Source organism: uncultured Finegoldia sp., assembly GCF_947252345.1.
Taxonomy (GTDB): domain Bacteria; phylum Bacillota; class Clostridia; order Tissierellales; family Peptoniphilaceae; genus Finegoldia.
Map to the genome: position 1 here is coordinate 1 of NZ_CAMXVC010000019.1, position 21,523 is coordinate 21,523.

At 37.7% G+C, this 21,523-nt stretch carries 5 protein-coding genes; all 5 read left to right on the top strand.

Annotated features, from left to right (window positions below; genetic code table 11):
• The first annotated feature begins 574 nt into the window (after nt 1-574).
• The 5 genes from Q0X02_RS05040 to Q0X02_RS05060 all read left to right on the top strand — a co-directional run bounded on the left by Q0X02_RS05040 (nt 575) and on the right by Q0X02_RS05060 (nt 21,518).
• Nucleotides 575-8,344 carry an InlB B-repeat-containing protein gene (locus Q0X02_RS05040; RefSeq protein WP_297812541.1) on the top strand — a complete coding sequence of 2,590 codons (7,770 nt, stop codon included), beginning with the start codon at nt 575-577 and terminating at the stop codon, nt 8,342-8,344.
• A gap of 12 nt (nt 8,345-8,356) precedes the next feature.
• Nucleotides 8,357-19,390 (top strand): cell wall-binding repeat-containing protein, encoded by an 11,034-nt coding sequence (locus tag Q0X02_RS05045; protein ID WP_297812486.1) that lies wholly within the window; start codon nt 8,357-8,359, stop codon nt 19,388-19,390.
• A 181-nt stretch (nt 19,391-19,571) separates the two neighbouring features.
• Entirely contained in the window at nt 19,572-20,480 is a 909-nt protein-coding gene (locus tag Q0X02_RS05050; protein ID WP_297812488.1) for a radical SAM protein, read from the top strand.
• Nucleotides 20,480-21,208: a biotin--[acetyl-CoA-carboxylase] ligase gene (locus Q0X02_RS05055; RefSeq protein ID WP_297812491.1), complete on the top strand. Its 729-nt coding sequence runs from the start codon at nt 20,480-20,482 to the stop codon at nt 21,206-21,208. Before Q0X02_RS05050 ends, Q0X02_RS05055 begins: the two co-directional genes overlap by 1 nt.
• Before the next feature lie 121 nt (nt 21,209-21,329).
• The gene (locus Q0X02_RS05060) at nt 21,330-21,518 is read left to right on the top strand and encodes a DUF4177 domain-containing protein (protein ID WP_297812494.1); all 189 of its coding nucleotides are present in this window, start codon (nt 21,330-21,332) and stop codon (nt 21,516-21,518) included.
• The last annotated feature ends 5 nt before the right edge of the window (nt 21,519-21,523 follow it).

Below are 21,523 nucleotides of genomic sequence, written 5' to 3' on the forward strand. Positions count from 1 at the left end.
ATTACATTCCGCATAAAATATTATTAAATTATTCCGTGTTTACGGGTTCAGGTCATTCACGAGTCCTTTTTTATTGCCCACTTGCAACGGAAAATGCCGCCAACAGACGAAAATCCACCAAAAAATCGAAGAAAAAACTTGGATTGATAAAAATACAAAATAAACTGAATATTAATACAATTTTTAAGCGATAAAAACTACTGGTGATACTAGCAAACACACCACCTACAAAATCACAGCCACGACCTCGACATTCCACAGACACCACAACACACACACTTATTATAAGAAAACAATCGACAATTTTCCCACGCACAGCGATTTAAACATTGAATTTTGATGACAAATCGCTGGTTAAAAATTAAATTATTGGAAAATTATAGGTTTTAAATTCCAAGAATGAATATCACCTCAAAACGGCTAAATAATAACACATAAACTTGAAAAAATATTGATTTTGTGATATATATATGATAAGTCTAAAAATAGATATTTTTATAAAAGCAGATTCAGGGGAGTGATATTTTTGAAAAAGTCAATGAAAAAAGAAATTCAGAGATTTCTTTGCTTTTTAATGACTTTGATAATGGTTTTGACATCAATGCCACACCAGTTGTTGGCATCTTATGATTATAATGATTTATCAGACGACAAAAGCAAGATAATAAACAAAATAAAAAACGTTGAGGTTGCAAAGCCGAAAACGGGACAAACAGCGGAGGATTTTGTGAAAGATCCTGCCCAGCCAGCAATTTACACGCTACGCACGGACTACAAGGCGGAAAAAGGAGAAGGCTACAAAGTCAACTACCAACCATACGTTGCAACCGTGGGAGCTGACGCATCGTCAGAAGAACAAGCTAAGGTGAACAAGGACATCAAACTCCCGGATATGGCAGGTTACGACAAACCTAAAGGAGAAGACGTTTTAAAAATCAAATACGACAACATCGTAAAACTTGCGAAGGGCGGCCAAAAAAAAGGTGACGAAAAAAACGGCTACAATTTCTTGGAAATTCAAGATAAAAAATACAAAGCCAGGGTGAACAGCGTAGTCATCAAGCACGTGTTCCAAGATATGGACGACTTCAACACATTTACAAACAGAAAAACCAACACAATAACAGAAGAAAAAACAGTACAAAAAGAAGTAGACGGCGAGAAGAAGTACGTAAAGGAAGGATGGGTTTACAAGAAAAAAACCGACGGCAACTTCGAAAGTGAGCCATATAAAAAATATGATTTGAGCAAACCAGAAGAAAAAGCAGAGTTTCTAAGCTACGAAGAAACTACTACAGATAAAGGAAACACCGGTTCTACGTTGGAAGTTCAAGCACTACAAGAAAATCAAAGACCGGGATTCGTGCCACAAATCGAAAAACTAAAAACACAAGTACCGGAAGACACGAGGGATTTCAAGATAGAGTATCGCTACAACCGTGCTCACTACGACGTGGTTTTCGATACCCAAGACGGGACACCACTTCCTACTCGTAGCTACTATTACGAGCAAGAAATTCCAAAAATAGAAGAAAATAGCATCCCTAAAAAGACAGGCTGTGAGTTTTTGGGATGGAAGCCATCTCATGATTTAGAGGGATTGGACGGAACAAAATACAAAAAAGACAAGATTATCACAGATAAAAAAGGTAATGCCATCGTCGATTTTGGTAACATATACTACAAGAAAAACTCACAAGGCGAATTTGAACTTAAACATGATGAGCAAGTAAAAGCAGAATCTACAGAAGAAATAAAATTGAAAATGCCTGCACTTGCCTTGGGCGACGGAAAGAATATCCCAAGGGAAAAGCTAACATTCACTGCAGTGTGGAAAGACAAGGAAAAGGCAGACTACGCCATCCAATTCTGGGTTGAAAAATCAGACCATGCAGACAATGCAGGTCTAATGGACAAGTACGACTATATGGGAACTCGTGTCTATGAACAACAGCCTACGGGCAAAAGACCGAACCTTGACGACGAGAAACCTGGACCTGTGGAGATTCAAGTCAATGGAACCACAAAAACTTTACCGGGATTAAATTTCCCAGACTTAAATGACACTCGTCTACAAAAAATTTGGAAAGGACCATCCAATGAACAAAGTTATAAAGGTCCACATAGTAGTGATTCTTGGTTCAATCGTGGCCGAAATCTATATCTAAACAAATTCTACGTTTACAACAAGAAATTGACTGACGACCAAAACAAAGATTCCAAAGAACCAACCTTGACAAAGAAAGTCTTAGCCACAGGCAAGACTGTCTACAATATATACTACGACAGACAAGTATACGACCTATACTTTACTAAGTCCAATGCACAACCTGCTAAAAACACCATCTACCCTGAAATTTGGGGATACGACCCGGCAAAAGGAGAAGCTGTCAAGTTAGGCGGTCCAGGTAAGCCATACCACTACAAGGCAAGATTCAATGAGATGATGTATAAGTGGCCTAACGATGCCAAACAAACCAAAGGATTCACTCCTGGTTATCAAAGTTTTGGTTGGGGACCCAACTATAGTACGCCAAATTTTCCGACTCACTTGGACACGCCACCTTATAGATTAAATGCCGATCAATTCCTGGACATGGATAACTACACTAGCTGGGGCGGCTATACGAAGCATATAGATAAGGGCGACGGCACAACCAAGGATTTGGATAGATTCGACTTTACAACCCTTTCCTTCGGTATAAAACAAGACGAGCCTTCCATCCCACACCACATGGACTTTTGGATGGACGGTTTCAAGCCGAACGAAACCATCATACGTTACGACCTTGTTAGAACCAAGGCAGATACAGGTGGCCTGGACTATGGCCACAGATATCCGCTAGTTACAGGCTTTACGCCTTATGGATATGAACCTAATAATCCTCAAAGTGCTTGGCCAGTAATCAAAGAGGGAAGCGAGGAAAAAGGCCGTGTGGATGAAGAAGGAATTAACGACTTAAATGATGAGCGTGAAGACACAACTCCTAACAATTGTGGGACATACTATAACAACAATGGCATTAAACTTCCTATAGGTCAGCTAGATTTTATAAAAGCTTTCTTTAGCGATTCCGATGAATTTGGCGACGTAAAGGAAGATGTTCAAGAATTTACAGAAAACGGCTACCTTCGATTCAAATACACTCGTAACAAGTATAAATTGAGATTTAATTACGACCCATCAAAGATTAAAGGTGACACTGAGTTTAATTCTACAAATCAATTGGAAACCTTCTACGAGTTCCCGCTAGCATGTCTAAGTCCTGATTTGGTAGATTCAAAACTAGAAAGGGAAGACAGAGAGTATTTCAAAGAAAACCCAAAAAGTTTGATAGACATTCCAGAAAATTTGCAAAAGATGGGACTTACAGAACTCGTCGACAAAGATAAAAATGGAAAATTGAAAATCAAACGACCAGAAGGTGTATCTGACCAGTCAGTCTTCAAGGGCTGGGCACTTGACCCTGCGGGAACGAAACTTGTCTGGAAAAACAAGGGCGAAAAAATGCCTACTCATCCACTTAATCTATACGCAAAATGGGGCGAACCAGATTATAAATGGAAGGTTACGATAGACCCTAACGGCGGTACGCTTCCTGTCATCAGTGCGGACAAGCCGAACGAGCTTACAACTGAAAAGATAAAAATTAAAGAGGGCGAAGGTGAGAATGAAAAAGAAGTCACTTACCCAGTAGTCGGTTATGAAGGCAAAAATAAGCCTACGGGTGACGAAGATAAGGACAAATCAAACCCACAAGTATTTACGGTTGTTCAAAGACAAAAACTAAACAACCTTCCAAAGCCTGAACGCTACGGTTACGACTTTTTGGGATGGGAAGTAGTTCGTTACAAGAAAGATAAAAATAATGATGACAAATATACTGATGAAGTTGACAATGATTATCGTACGAGATACAAGGTTCCAGAACTTTACACTTTCGGACAAGATGTTGTCAGTCCTATAACATTAAAGGCGATTTGGGTAGAAAACAAGAGAGCCGATGTTACAGTAAGGCATTACAAGCTTACAAAGGATTTTAAATTTGACGAAAAAATTTATCCGAACCCACAATTAGACACACTTGAATACAAGCGTGTAGGCGACTACGTTCCGACAACTGCTGGAAAGCAAGACGAAAATTGGATACTAGCTACAAATGATGAGTTGATGAATAAACTTCCACCAGACTTGAAAGACGAGTATATAAAGTACAATAACCGTGTTAAAATGAACAACACCTTCTTCCAAACATTCCAGGTTTTGGATAATATAAAAGGAGGAACTAAAGATAATCCTGTCTACACACCAAACCCTGAAAATGAATTTATCTTCTTCTACAGACCTTTCAGAACTCGTGACTACAAGGTCAACTACCTTGACGAGCGTGGCAAGAAGGAAGTAGAAGCTTTCTATAAAGGCTTGGGACTTGCAGATACTGCTGGTTTAACTGGAGATGAGCTTTTAGAAGCACAAAAAGCAAACAAAAAGAAATTTAAAGCTGGCAAGCAAAAATTGAAAGAAATACTCGACAAATACAAACTTGTCGACCAAGAAAAAGTAGTGAGCAAATGCCGTCACTTCGACGCACGAAACTACAGACCAATACCGGGCTGGAAGTTGGTAGGAGACCCACAACAACAATTGTTCTACGATGTCAACGAAGACACGAACGAGTTCTTGGGAATCAACGGCACTAGTGTCGACCAAATCTTCTTCTATTATAAGGATGCAAGAGTAATAGAAGTTCCAAAAGATGGCAAGACACCAGATGGATATGTAAGAGTAACATTCAAGGCTGACAAGGGCGGATCGTTCACCGACAAGGCCGGAAAACCTGTAAAAGAATTACACTACGATGTAATAAAAGGACTTAAGTCAGATTTTCTTCCAGTACCAGAAAAATTAAAGTCTGGGGAAACAAAAGTTGACAACAAGTACTACATCACTCCAGAAACTGGCAAGAAGTTTGTCGAATGGAAGAACGGAGTTTTGTTGAACAAAGACACTATCGTCAACGAAAACTACACATTCACAGCATGCTTTGATTGGTCAGGCTTGTCGACAAGCTCAAATGGCTTGGTGAGAACAGAAGCTTACAACGACCCTGAAAAAATAAAAGCTAATCCAGCTGACCCAACTGTCAAAGCGAAAGATTGGACGAACAAATTCGCTCCAACAATTGATGAATTAAAAGCACAATTAGTATGGAAAGAAAACGGAACGGAAAAACCAATTCCATCAGGAACTGATATAAAACTTTTCGTAGGAGATACGGAATTGACAAAAGACGAGCAGGTTTATGATTTGGTAAAAGAAATGAACAAGCTCGACAAGGACGAAACTGTTCGCACAATAAATGTTGAAGCGAAGGTCACTTTCAAAGACGGAACAGGCGAACAAACTCTTCCAATACCAATAACAGTTTATAAGAATCGCTACGAAGCCTTGAACAAGGAAGGCGACAAGCCATTGTACCTCAAAGAGGCTGAAGGAAAAGATGCCGAACATGGCGGATTGAAAGAGCTCCTAAGCGACACTACACACAAGAAATACATCAAAGTCACTGTAAGACCAAACAAAGACTTTGACAACAAGGATGACAAGGTATACTTCGTCAATCCAAAAGCCTGGGTGGAAATTCCTGAAGTTGCAACAACGGGTGATTCGACATTCACTAATTGGACAGCCGACAACAAACAAGTAAACGAAGAACAAAAAGATAAAGGTGTATTTGATTTTACAAAGCGTCACAAATTCACAGAAGACACTATTATCACACCAGTGGGTGCAAAAGATGTAGTTGAACAAAAAGACCCAACTAAGAAACCAAACGTACCAGAATCTTACGTCAAAGTAATCGTCAAGACGACTGACAAAGCTACGACAGAAACAGCTTTTGAAAGAACATTCTGGGTTAACCCTACTAGGGAAGTTGCGATAGGAGTAAATAATCCTACAGGCAAGAAAGACCAAGAAGTCGAAGTTAAAGATGGCAAAGGAAATTCTATAGGAAAGAAGAAAGTAGAGTTTATATTCAAAGGATGGCAAAAAGTTAAAACTGGTGAAGCTGATGACAAATTAAAAGATGTTACACCAGAAAAAATCGACCTCGCTAAACACAAATACACTGACAAAGTGACAGTAGTACAAGAATACTACGGCGAAAAATTTGACGGGGCAGTAATAGCTACGCCAACTAAGACTAAGAAACTCGACACACCTAAGGGAAAAGAAATCACTGACGATGATTTAATTAAACAAATCACACCACAAAAAGGCAAAGAAATTGCATCAGTACAAGTCATTTCAAAACCAGATGGTAAAACAGTTGGAAACGAACCAGCTAAAGTAATCGTGAAGTACAAGGACGGTTCGAGCGTTGGAACAAATGACAACCCAGTTGTTATTCCAGTAGAAGTTCACGACAACATAATTCCAGAAGTTGTTCCGGGACAAAAACCTGAAGGAGCTATGAAAAATTATGTAAAAGTGACTTTCACAGCAGGCGAAGGTGGAAAACTAGACAAAACTCTAACTGGAAACTTTGTTTACTACGTATCACCAGAAGTTGAAGCCGACTTCACTGACATCGCAGGAAAGATTACGAAGACACCGGATGTTGGATACGTTAGCGGAAATTGGGACACAAGTGAAACTAAAAAGCTAAAAGACACTTTCAAATCAGATACGGAATTTACTTTTAACTTTACAAAGAATGCTAATGTAGTAGAAAAAACTGATGACCCGAACCAAGTAATACCTGACAGATATGTAACAGTTACTTTCAAGACAGAAGATGCTAACAAAGGTATGCTATCGGGAAATGTCGAACAAAAAGTTTACTATGTAAACCCTGAAGCAGGAATTACTTTAAAAGTTTTAGGCGAAAATGAAACAGCTACAGACAAACAATTAGCAGTTCCAGCAACAACAGCACAACCAAACTTCAAATTCAGTAAATGGCAAGAAACAATCGACGAACAAACTCCAATCACTGGCGACAGAGAGTATGTTGCGATGTTTGCAGTGGGTCAAGTGACATTGACTTACGATGCCGGTGGAGCAAAGGGCGATGTTCCAGAAAATGTAATAGTAAACTATGGTACAACAGTTAGATTAGCTGGAAAAGGCACATTAGATAAACCAAACGCAGAATTTGCTGGCTGGAAGCTCGATGGTGAAGATAAAATTTACCAACCAGGTGACCAAGTTAAACTTGAAAAAGCAAGAACAGCCACTGCACAATGGACTACAAATAGCCACACAGTAACATTTGATACTAATGGCGGCAGCAAAGTTGATAGTCAAACAGTTGAACACGGAAAGACAGCAACTGAACCTAAAGCGCCAACACAAGATGGGAAAGTATTTATGGGTTGGAAAGAAAATGCAAGTGATGAAAATTACTTTGATTTCAATACTCAAATCACAGCAAACAAGACGCTAATAGCGATTTGGCAAGATTCAGTTCAAAAGATTAATGATGGTAGCACAGTCGAACCACAATTCATCAAAGTCACTTTCTTAAAAGGCTTACACGGAACATTAAAAGACGGAGAAGCTTCAAACGTTGATAAAGTGACTTACAAAGTCGCAAAAGGCTTGAAATTTGCCGATGCCAAGGGACTAAAAGTTCCAGAAATCGCACCAGCAAAATACTACAAAGCAAAATCAGCGAACGACGGCTGGGACAAAAAGCTCGAACTTAACGGACAAAATGTAGAGTTCACAGCACAATACGAACCAAAAGCAGATGTCATCCCAGTAGACCCTAAAGTTACAGACGATAAATTACAAGAAGAAAAACCAGAAGGAATGGTTCTAGTAGAATTTGTAGTTGATGATAGCAAAGCATTTATGTTAGCTACTAGCAAATTCTATGTTGCAATCAACAAAGATGTTATTATTACTCCACCAACTGTATACAACAGACCAGGAGAAAATATATTTAGTGGTTGGGAAGATGTAACACTAAATTCTAATAAACTTTTAGAATCCAAATTTACAAAAGACAAAGTCATATCTCCAAAAGGTGCTAAAATTGTCGAAATGGAAATTACTGAACCAAAGGCAGGACTTGATTTTGTGGCAGCAAACGAAAAGAGTCTAGCACCTGGTGTTGTTGGAAAGCTAGAAATTATTCGTGAAAACAAAAAGTATATTATTGAATCACAAAAATATACTTCAACAAAAAAAATTGGAAGACGTACTATCAAACAAGTAAGATTTGGATTTAATATTCCAAAAGAAATAGGAAAACTTAAATCTGGAGATATAGTTCGCAACTGGGCTATAAAAGGCAGTATGAAATCAAACACAAGAGAAATCACCGTAAAATAAGGAGATGATAACTTGAAGAACAAATTAACAGCATTTATGCTAGCTCTCCTACTACTGGCACAGACATTTGTGCCAGTGATGGCAGATGCTTCTAGAGTTAATCTAAAGCAAAAACAAGGAAATAATCTCGTAAAAGTCGGACAGCTAGACACAAAATCATATCCTAAACTGGATAACAAGACTGTCTTGGCAATCCAGAAGCAAGCGAGAAGAAATCAAAAAACTAAAAAAAGAACAAGGGGAGTAGGACTATTCGCAATCGATAGTCCCTACTTACCTGGACAAAATCCTACTGACGCAGAGAAGGCCGTAGCTTATGGTAACTTGGTCGTAGATTTTAAAGCAGTAGGATTAAAAGAAAACGGAACACAGAAAGCATTTCAATGGAATGAAATCTTCGGAACGGATTCCAATGGAAGGCCTGGCACAGCAGACATTTATTTTATTCAAAAAGATGCCAAAACAAGAAATCAGATAAATAAATTCAAACTTACAGTAAATAAAGCAGGTGAGTATAGCCTTAATGACATATACAACAAACCTGCAAAGTTACCTTTGTATTCAAGCACACTTGAACCATATAGTTACGAAGTAGAATTAGATACTGCTGTAACAGAAAAGATAACTTTATTAACTGTTGAATTATCTGAAACTGGAAAATCATCATCTTTTACAACAGATAGTGATGGAAACATAGTTGCTACTATCCCTCTTAATTTAAAAATAGCACAGACAGCTTCGACAAAGTTCGTATCTGAATGGCATACGGGAGTGGCAGAAAATGATAGACCAGCCGTTAATGGGGATTTTGACACTCTCGATGGACAAGATTTAAAATATTTTCCATTCCCTAAAAATGATACAGATGTATTAAAATTGAGAATGGAAAGCTTCAACATTGAAGAAGATAACTACCCAGGATACGACCCACAAACTCCAATACATTTAATGGTTGTACCAAAAGTTAGTGTCGAAGAAGATATGCTTGTAGACCCAGCAACCTATACAATCGATAAAAACAAAAATCGTATAACTAAAGGCGACAAAACTTACAAATACGACTTCAAATACGATGTTATCAACGGTGGTAAGCTTACTATGACGGAAATCTTGCCGGTGACATTTGATGCGAACGGAGGTAAGTTTAAGAACTTTACAGCACCTGATACCGAAACAAAAATCGAAAAAGAGGTTGACTACGAAGGCACTTTAAAAGATATGGCCGAAGCTCCTACAAAGGATAGAGAAACTTTTAAAGGCTGGTCGACAACAAAAGATGGAAAAAATCCAGCTACTGATGCAGATTTCTCAAACATCACAAAAGCAAAGACATTCTATGCGATTTGGGATAACAATGAAATCCAAGCAGGAGAATTAACAGTTCACGAATCTTTTAAAGACGGAGATTATGTCAATGACTTTATCCCTAAATTAGCTAAGTTAAAAGAACAAGTTACGATAAAAGGCGCAAATGGCACTCCACAAGCACTAAAAGCTGACGACGAATTTGCCATAGTAGACGGAACAAAAGAATACAAAGCAGATGGCGATGAACTTAAAGATTATCTTTACAACAAATTAAAAGAAAAAGATAATCCAAATGGTGAACCTACAAGAGTAGAAACTGTCAAGGCAAAGATAACTCACGCCAACAAAACAACACAAGAAGTAGACATTCCTATCAAGGTTATCAAAAACATCTACCAAGCTAAGACTTTAACAGAAAGGCCTTATTACGTGCCAGGTGATTATGTAAAAGTAACACTTGACCCGACAACAAAGGCAAAGGAACCACAAAAAACTTATTACTATGTGAACAAAGATGCCAAGGTTGTTATTCCGGGAACAGACCCAGTGGGTGTCAAAGAAGCATTTACAAGATGGACAACTGGAACTGGTGCAGGCCTTGCCGAGTACAAATTGAAAGACAGACACCAATTCACAGACGCTACGACAATCACTGCACAGTACGAAACAGGTAAAGCCAGCGTAGAATACGTTGATGAAAATGGCAAAAAAATTGCCGACACTTACAAGAAATCTGGAGTAGAATATCCAACAGAAATGTCGGGCAAGCTTGGTGATGATGTCGCAAAACCTAAAGATAACACAGCACCAGAGTTTGAGGGTTATGTATTTTCAAGCGTGAACGTAACTACACAAGGAAAATACGCAGACCCTGCAGCAGCTAAGATAACTTACAAATACTACAAAAAAATAACTACCGAAGACAAATCACAAGACACTGCCAACTACTTCAAAGTTGTATTCGATGCAAATGGTGGTAAATTTGGAACAGCCGACACGAAAAATGTGTACGTCTACTACCAAGCAAGCAAACCATCAATTGCGAATGTGAAATTTGAAGATGTGAAGAAAGAAGCAGGCGAGCCAAGTAAGCAAAACGAAAATTTCGTAGAATGGCAAGACAAAAAAACAAGTGGCACAAAAGTCGCAGACGACAAAGCAATTGTTTACCAAGCCAACACTACGGAAACATTCTACGCACACTACGAAAAAGCCGGTGCAAAAATAGTGTACGTTGATTTGAAAGGCAATCCTATTGCTGATAAGTATAAGGTAGGCACTGATTATCCGTCGGAAAAATTTGACGAATTAAATAAGTCGATACCAGACGATGTATTTACAGATACAACTGCACCTAAGTTTATAGGCTACAAATTCCAAAGATTTGAATTGAACCCTAAAAAATCAAAATACACATTGGATAAGAGTGCAACAATTAAGATTTTCTACGAAAAACTTAATGATGTCATTCCGGAAAAAGATAAAAAAGGCAATCCAATCACAAAACCAGAAGGATATGTGACAGTTGAGTTCGTGGCAGACGACGCACAACACACAGATGACAACGCTAGGGGAAAATTGACTGGCACGACAAAATTCTATGTCAATCCAAAAGCTGACAAGAAAAATTCTGATTTGGAACAACCAACTGTTGAGCCTAAGACAGGATTCAAAGTAAAAGACCAAATATGGACTCCTGTTTTTGATACAAATACTGCTATAACAGCAGATGCAACTTACACTGCTCAGTACGAGCAATCATCAGATATCATTTCGAAGACAAATCCAGACGGAAGTGAAAACGAAAAACCAAAAGGATATGTCACGGTGACATTTGACAAGGGCAAGCATGGAACAAAAATCGAAGGCGAAACAGTTTACTATGTAAATCCAAAAGCCAACAAGAAATTGCAAGATATAACTCCAAAGCCAACTGTGACAGCTAAAACGGGATACAAACAAAAAACCGGCACAGAAGCTTGGGACACTGAGGATGGTTTTGTAATACAATACGACAGAAAAGTTACTGCACAATACGACCCGATTGATGATGTAGTTCCAAAGAAAAAACCAGGTGGAAGTGAGAACACACAACCTGACGGCTACAAGACAGTCACATTCAAAGCTGACAACAGCGGAAATGGAACTGTTACAGAAACAGTGTATTTTGTAAATCCTAACAAGTATGTAAGTCTTACACCACCGACTGACGCTAAAGGTAAAACTGGATATGTGTTTGGAGCGTGGAGCGAGAACGTATCAAACTACAGAATTTACAAGAGCGACACGACAATCACAGCAAGCTTTAATGCAGAAAGTGATGTAGTTCCTAAGATAAGTCCAAGTGGAACTACAAATCAACAGCCAGCAGGCTATAAGACAGTGACATTCGAACTTGAAAAGTTGGACGGCAAAGATGGCGGTACGATTAAATCTGGACAAACAGTTTACTATGTAAACCCAGCTAAAAATGTCACATTACAACCACCAACTGTAGATGTCAACACGGGATATTTATTTAAAGAGTGGAGCCAAAATACTGCAACACCTACGATGTACACTGACGACACGACTGTAAAAGGAAGCTTCACTAAAATCGACGACATCGTAGATGGAAGCAAACCAAAACCAGTTGGATATGTCAAAGTTACATTTGAAAAAGGCGAACACGGAAAAGAAATAACTGGTCAAACTGTTTACTATGTAAATCCAAAAGCTAACCCAGTTGTAAAATTAGGCGACACTAAAATTAAAAAGCCATCAGTAACTCCAGAAACTGGATACAAATTAGAAGTCACTGGACCAAACAACACACCATCTTGGGACACTCCTGATGATAAAGAAATAAAGAAAGACATCACAGTAAAAGCACAATTTGCAAATGAACAAGATGTAATTCCAAAAGACAATCCTAATGGTGGAGAAAATCCAAAACCAGAAGGCTATATTTCAGTAACATTCTCAACTGAAGCAAATGGAAAAATAAAAGATACAACTGATACGAAGACAAAAGTATTGTATGTAAATCCAAATGTTGCAGTTAAATTAGATAGTTATGCTCCAAAAGTTGAAGCAAACAAGGGATATAAATTTGCGAGATGGGATATTTCGATAGACCAAGAAATCAAATACAAAGATGGCACTACAATCAAAGCCCTTTACAATGACCCTGAAAATATTTCAACAACAGAAGTTGCAGGATATGTGAAGGTCGAATTTAAACAAGGAGACCACGGAACATTACAAGGTGATGTAAATCTTTGGGTAAAACCAGAAGTTGAGGTTAATCTTCCAGCACCAACTGTAAAACCAGGTGTAGGATACAAGTTCAAAAATTGGGACAAAGACCTAAAGGTTGAACTAGCTAAAAATTCTCAAACTCATACAATCACTGCACAATATGAAGCGTTGGAAAATATAATTCCAGGAGAAAAAACAAAACCAGAAGGCTACAAAGAAGTTAAATTCAAAGTTGTCAATGGAACTGTGACGGGAACGACAACTTTCTACGTAAATCCTAATGTTGAAGTTGACCTAACTAGCACAGCTAATTCAATCAACAAAAAAGCAAACGTGGGATATACAGCTGATGGTGTAAATTGGACTCCTGCAATTACAAGTAAAAAATACGACGCTGACGCAGAATACACGTTCACATTCAAAAAACTAGACGATGTAATTGAAAGCAAAACAGGCGTCACAAAACCAGATGGATATGTGGAAGTTAAAGTTGTGCCAACAGATATGGCGACAGACAAGACGGAAAAAACTTACTTTGTAAATCCAAATAAAGAAGTTACAATTCCATTTGCCAAGCCAACAGGAAAAGACGTTGCAGTTGATGCCAACAATCCAAAAGCGTATAAGTGGGTATTCAAAAAATGGACATCAAGCGAATCTCCATTTAGAACTTGGGAAACTGGTGTTGATAATGGAATAAAAGCACAGTTTACTGCGAACACGACAATAACTGCAAATTACGACAAGAGCATCACGGAACAAGGAACAGTTGTTGCCGACGAGATTACAGTTCACGAATCATTTAAAAATGGAACTGATTGGGTGAACAACTTTATAAGTGAAGCTAGCGAGGCTAATTTAAAAGCTGCAGTAAAAGTTAATGGCACAGGCGGAACGAAAGTTAAGCTACCAGAAGGTGCCAAGGTTGAACTTGTAGACGACAGCGGACAAGCTTACACACAAGAAGCATTAAACACTGCCCTTTACGACAAGCTACAAGAAAAGAAAGATACAGAAGTATCGAGAACAGAAAAAATAAAAGCCAAAGTAACATTTAAGAATGGCGAAGTACAAGATGTTGAAATTCCAATCAAGGTTATCAAAAACATCTACGAAGCCAAGACAAATGAAGGAAAGCCAAATTACGTTCCAAGTGATTATGTAAAAGTAACACTTGACCCGACAACAAAAGCTGAAAAACCACAAAAATATTTCTACTATGTGAATCCAAAAGCGCAAGTTGTTATTCCGGGAACAGACCCAACGGGAACTGGCGACAATAAATTTGTCAAGTGGACAATGAAGGCAGATGACGCTACAGGAGAAGGCACTGAATATAAACTTGCAGATAAACCAAGAACTCAATTCAAAAAAGCAAGTACAATCACAGCACAATACGTTTCTGATGTAATTCCACAAGAAGGTGAAGACAAACCTGATACAGTACCGGCAAATTTTGTTAAAGTAACATTCGTTCCAACTGACAATGGTACTATGGAAGGTGCGAAAATATTCTGGGTAAATCCTGAAAAAGATGTAACAATTCCAGTAAAAGACCCAGTTGGCAAACAATATTTCACATTCAAAGAATGGAAGATTGGCGACGTAAAAACTGGAGAAACTTATAAAGTAGGAAATCCTAAAAAGTTCACTGATGCAAATGGAACGACAATCACAGCGACTTACGAAGAAGCTAAGAATATTATTCCATTTGATCCAGCAAATACTGATGACCCTAATATAGCTAGACCAAAAGGATATATAAAGGTATCATTTGTAGCAGAAAATGGATTGAAATTCAAGCAAAGCAAAGCATACTATGTAAGAGCAAATGCAAAAGACGACCAAGGACAGCCAATTACACTTGGAAATACTGGACTTGCAAAGCCAACTTACGATGTAACTACCGGCTACAAGTTTGAAAATTGGGATAAACCTGATACAGTTGAAATAGCAGACCAAGACATTGTTGTAACTGCGAAAGCTAAAAAACTTGAAACTGTCATTCCAGAAAAAACAGGAGAAACTTCAAATGAAAAACCAAATGGCTACAAGGAAGTAACATTTGTAGTTAAAGATGATGACAAAACTAAAGGTTCAATTACTGGCGTTGCAAAATTCTACGTTAACCCAACAGAATATGTAAAAATCACCCCACCAACAACAAAGGCAAACACTGGATTTGAGTTTGGTGGATGGGATAAGGATGCTAAGATTCCAACAGTTTACAAAGACGATGCAAAAATCACAGCAAGCTTTAACGGATTGAACGATGTAATTCCTAAGACAAAGCCGGACGGAACAGAAAATAAAAAACCAGAAGGATACAATACAGTGACATTTGTAATCGACCCAGCAACTGGTGGAAAGATTGCAGATAAAGAAGTTACAGTCTACTATGTAAACCCAGCTAAAGATGTAACAGTTCCTCAACCTAATAAAGTTTCCGACACAGGCTATGTATTTGAAAAGTGGAATCAAGATACTACAAAAGCTAAGAAGTATGCTGAAGATACAACAGTTAAAGGTAACTTCAAAAAGTTAGAAGACATTATTCCTTCAACTGATAACACAGGAAATCCTAATGCAAAACCAGAAGGTTATGTCACAGTGACATTTAAGGCAGTTAACGGAACTTTGGCAGGAACTACAGTTTACTATGTAAATCCGAAAGTTCAAGTAAGCTTGGCTGACACAGCAAGGGCTATTAAGAAAACTCCAAACGTAGGATACAAAATAGAATCCGAAAAATGGAGTAACAATGATAGCAAAGCATTAGTAGGCACGTTTATAAAAGATACAGAATTTGTATTCGAATTTGCACAACTAGATGATGTAATTCCTAGTAAAAAAGATGATGGATCTGATAAACCAGAAGGCTATTTCACAGTAACATTCTCAACTGAAACAAATGGAAAAATAAAAGATACAACTGATACGAAGACAAAAGTATTGTATGTAAATCCAAATGTTGCAGTTAAATTAGATAGTTATGCTCCAAAAGTTGAAGCAAACAAGGGATATAAATTTGCGAGATGGGATATTTCGATAGACCAAGAAATCAAATACAAAGATGGCACTACAATCAAAGCCCTTTACAATGACCCTGAAAATATTTCAACAACAGAAGTTGCAGGATATGTGAAGGTCGAATTTAAACAAGGAGACCACGGAACATTACAAGGTGATGTAAATCTTTGGGTAAAACCAGAAGTTGAGGTTAATCTTCCAGCACCAACTGTAAAACCAGGTGTAGGATACAAGTTCAAAAATTGGGACAAAGACCTAAAGGTTGAACTAGCTAAAAATTCTCAAACTCATACAATCACTGCACAATATGAAGCGTTGGAAAATATAATTCCAGGAGAAAAAACAAAACCAGAAGGCTACAAAGAAGTTAAATTCAAAGTTGTCAATGGAACTGTGACGGGAACGACAACTTTCTACGTAAATCCTAATGTTGAAGTTGACCTAACTAGCACAGCTAATTCAATCAACAAAAAAGCAAACGTGGGATATACAGCTGAAGGTGTAAAATGGGATCCTGCAATTACAAGTAAAAAATACAACGCTGACGCAGAATACACGTTCACGTTCAAAAAACTAGACGATGTAATCGAAAGCAAAACTGGTGTCACGAAACCAGATGGATATGTAAAAGTAACTCTAATTCCAACAGACAAAGCAACGGATGAAACAAAAGAAGACAAAGTTTTCTTTGTTAATCCAAACAAAGAGGTTACTATTACAAGTAAGCCTACTGGTAAGACAGAAAAAATAAACAACTTTGACTATGTTTACACTTTCAAAGGTTGGAAAACTACAATGGGTACTATCGCATCTTGGACTAATGAACAAATAAAAGGCACATTTATCCAAGAGACAAAAATCACTGCACAATATTCTACTAGTCTAAAACAAGTAGATTTAGTGCCAGCTCCTACTCCAAAGAAGGATGCTGTAACACCAAAAGGCGATAAACCTGAGGCTAAAGACTTAATTAAAAACATTCCTGGAAGTAGCACTAATCCTCTACCTGATAGGACAAAGATAACTTACGAAGAAGAACCAAAGGTAGATAAAGCTGGAGATATAACTGCAAAAGTTAAGATAGAATATCCAAATGGAAAGACTGTTGTAGTTGAAGTTCCAGTCAAAGTTGTCGACAATGTAGTTCCACAAACAGGAAAGGACAAGCCACTTGTACCTGAAAGCTATGTAAAAGTTATTGTTGACACAACAGATAAGGCTGAAGAAAATACTAGATTTGAAAAAACATTCTGGGTAAAACCAAATGTTGAAGTTACAATACCTGGCATACTTGCTCCTACTGGAAAAACAGAAGTAATCGATGGAGTAACTAAGACTAACAAATTTGTTAAGTGGAAATTAGAAGGAAGTAACCCTGAAAAGTTCTATGAAACAGAAATTAAGGATACTTTCACTGACAAGGCTAAGATAGTTGCAACTTATGAGCAAGACAAAAATGTAGAACCAAAAATCAATGAAGGTCAATGGATACCACAGGGTTCATCACCAAATGCAAAAGATTTTATCGCAAATCCATACAACGATGATGACCCTAATAACAAAGACAACTTGCCACCAGGAACAAAAATCGAATTTGTTCCAGGAAAAGAACCTAATACTACAGAATCAGGAAAAGATAAGGAAACAACTATTAAGATAACTTATCCAAATGGTGAAACTAAGGTAATTCCAGTAAAATACAACGTTACTGGTGATGTAGTTGAACAGGAAAAAGGAAAGGAAAAACCAGCCGTTCCAGATGATTATGTAAAAGTAGTTGTCAAGACAACTGATATGGCTACTGATGAAACAAAATTTGAAAGAACATTCTGGGTTACACCTAACAAAGAAGTCACTATAACTGTTAATAAACCGACTGGAAAATCGGACGCTGACAAAAAGTATGTATTTGATTCATGGAAGTGGAACAACAACTCAGAAGTTGTAATCAAAGATACTTTCACAGCACAAGAAACAGTAATAGTTGCAAACTACAAGACTACAACAGAGCCAAAAGAAATCGAGCAAATTCCAGAAGTTGTAAGCGACGTTCCAATTGTCAGTCTAAATCAATCAGACATTGAAAAAGATTGGTTCAATATTAGAAACAAGATTGCAACTGATTCTAAGATAAAAACTGTAGTTATTACTGAAAAGCCAGCTACAGACAGCTTGGGAATGCAATATGGAAAGGCTAAGGTTACTTTTGAAAATGGTACAAGTAGAATTATAACTATCAAATTAAAAGTAGTCGGCGATGTCATCGAAACTATAGATGAAAAGAGAACAAAAGATGTTCCGAAAAATTATAAGCTTGTAATACTTGATACTACGAGCGATGCAATGGAACCAACTATGAGATATTTCTGGATAAATCCTGACAAGGATATTACTTTGAAGGCATTTAAGCCACAAGGAAAATCTGGAAAAGTGTTTGATAAGTGGGAAAGAACTCTAAGCATCAATTGGAACAAAGAAGGCATAAAAGTTGAAGTTCTTACAATCAAAGCCATCTACAAAGATGCACCTATTTCAGGCTCAACTGATGTGGGAGTGGTTGAAAAGCACGGCAACAGATACGTCGAACGTGTTGCTGGTTTGGACAGAGTTCACACTGCGATTTACACTTCGAGAAGATTCTTCAACAAGTCAAAATATGTAATCATCGCTGATTCGGGAAATTATCCTGACGCTTTGACTGCAACTGTTTTGGCAAATGTGTTGAACGCACCGATACTTTTGAACAACACGAAGTATCTCGAAGGTGATGTAGCGAAGGAAATTACGAGATTGGGCGCTACTGAGGTTATTATCGTCGGTGGTCACAAGTCCATCTCCGAAAATGTTAAGTCGCAATTGGCGAAATACGACCAAAACAAAGTTCAAAGAATTTGGGGTCGTGACAGATATGTGACTTCATCACAATTGGCTTACGAAATCCAAAGATTGACTGGTAAGGTGAACAAGGCCATCATAGCATCGGGCGAAAATTTCCCTGACGCTTTGGCGACAGCTCCTCTTGGTTCAAAAGAAATCGCACCAATTTTGTTGGTTACTAGAAATCAAATGGATTTGAGTGTGAGAAATGCTCTTAGAGATTTGAACATAAAGAAGGTTTATGTTGCTGGTGGACACAATTCTGTATCCTCTAATTTGGAATCTCAATTGCCAGCAGTAATCAGAAGATTTAACGGACAAGACAGATATGAAACTGCAATTTTAGTTGCAAGTTACACATATCCGGAATCTAAGGAAGTATTTGTGGCATCGGGCGAAGTGTTCCCTGACGCTTTGGTAATCGGACCTGTATGCGCTAGAAGAAAAGCACCAATATTGTTGTCCAAGACGACACCAGTTAAGGCGACTGATGATTATATCGAAAAATCTAAAATAGAATATCTATATATTATCGGTGGTGTGTACACTATTCACGTTGATACAGCTCACAAATACGCCATAGAAGATTAAAAAAATATTTTTACCGGGCACTTGGTGTCCGGTTTTTTTGTGCAAATTTTGAGCGGAGATTTTGAGAGGGGTTTTGAGTGGGGATTTTGAGTGGGGATTTTAAGTGGAGATTTTCAAGCGTGTCGGGGCTTTGTTCAAGTTGTGATATAATACTTGTAAATATCAATACAAGGGTGATTAAATGATTGACGGATTTTACGATAGATATATGTACACGCCGATGCCCGAAATGCACAACGAGATGATTCCGGTGACGGTGGGTTGCTCCTACGGCAAGTGTTTGTACTGCGATTTGAATGTGGGAAAGAAGTTCGAGGTTTTTGGCATAGATGATGTGAAAAAATACATTCGTCAGAGGAAAATTTTTTACGAGGACAAGAGGTTTACTCCGAAAAAGTTCACGCTTTTGGAGGGCAATGCCTTGTGTTTGCGAAACAAATATTTGACGGAGATTTTGAGGGAAATCGGGAATAATTTTCCGAATATGAAATACGTGTCGAGTTTTGCGAGGAGCGATGATATTCTCAGAAAAACTGACGAGGAATTGTTAGAGCTTAAAAATCTGGGGCTGGATAGAATTTGCGTCGGGGTGGAGTCGGGAAGCGATTGGGTGCTTTCGTATCACAAAAAAGGTGTCACATCACAAGAACAATTGACGGCTCTTCACAGGCTCGATAATTTGAGAATAAAATACTCTGTCTACATTATGCTTGGTCTTGGCGGACAAGCACATTCACGTGAACATATACTGAAGACTGCGGAGTTTTTGAACAAGGTGAATCCGTTTGAAATTGTTGTTGTGAATTTGGTTTTGTTCAAGAATGCAAAATTGATAGAAAATGTGAGGGCTCATGATTTCAAAAGAGTGTCCATCAGACAGCAAATCATTGAGGAGATAATGCTCGTGGAAAATCTGAAGATAAAAAGCGTCTACAACGGAACTCACAAGACGAAGGCTGTCGCTGTGACGTCTGTAATTCCTGACAAGAAGGATGAAATTATCGCTGTTTTGAGGCAAAGACTAGAAGATGATGACAAGGAAATGAATAAAAAAGAACGTAAAAAATGGGATAGATGGGATGAAGGTTAATGAATACAGAAAAAATTAAGGAACAAACTGGAATAAATAAGGTGATTTTTAAAAAAGAAGTCACATCGACTAACGACGAAATTCTGAATGAAAAGCAAGACGATACGTTGATGATTGCATTTTTTCAATCGAAGGGTAAGGGAAGATATGGAAGAAAGTTTTTCTCACCAGAAAATGGATTGTATTTTTCATATTTGTTAAATGAAGAAATGACATTTCAACAATCGCAATTCATCACACCAATTATGGGAATTGCTGTAAGCTATGCAATTGACGAGGTGTTCGGCGTGAATACGTCTATTAAATGGGTGAATGACGTTCTGCTTGAGAAAAAGAAAATCTGCGGCATACTCACAGAATGCAAAGTTGATAAAAATGTCTGTTTGGATATCGTGGTTGGTGTTGGAATTAACGTCTACCAAACGGATTTTCCAGAAGATATCAAAGATACGGCGGGATTCATTGCAGAGAAAGATGATACAGATAAAAGAGAAGATTTGGTAATTAAAATAATGCAGAATTTCAAAAGATTTTGGAGTGGTGATAGGGATAGTTTGGTAGAAAAATATAGAAACAAAGCCACATTCATCGGTAACGAAATCAAAGTCCACAAAAACGGAGATTATATTCCAGCCACTGCAATGAATGTCAACGACGATTTTAGCTTGAAAGTAAAATACGACGACGGAACAATTGAAGATTTGAATATAGGAGAGATTTTTTTGTAAAATATGTGTTAGTTTTTATAATTTTCTGGGTATTTAATATTTAAATAAAATAGTTAGGGGATGATGCTTAGAGTAGTTAAACTTTGGTAGGTTTACAAAATTCATAAGAAGAAGGTGAAATATGTCAAAAAAATACAAATACGAGTATGTAGCAGTCATTACAAAGGGATTAGCGTGTGATGATTATAAAAAAATTATCGATGAACACGCTGAAAATGGTTGGAGATTTGTAACTACAATTGAAAAAACCAGATATACTGTAGGAGCTGTTCCTAGAATTGATTTAGTTTTTGAAAAAGAAATCGAATAGTTAAA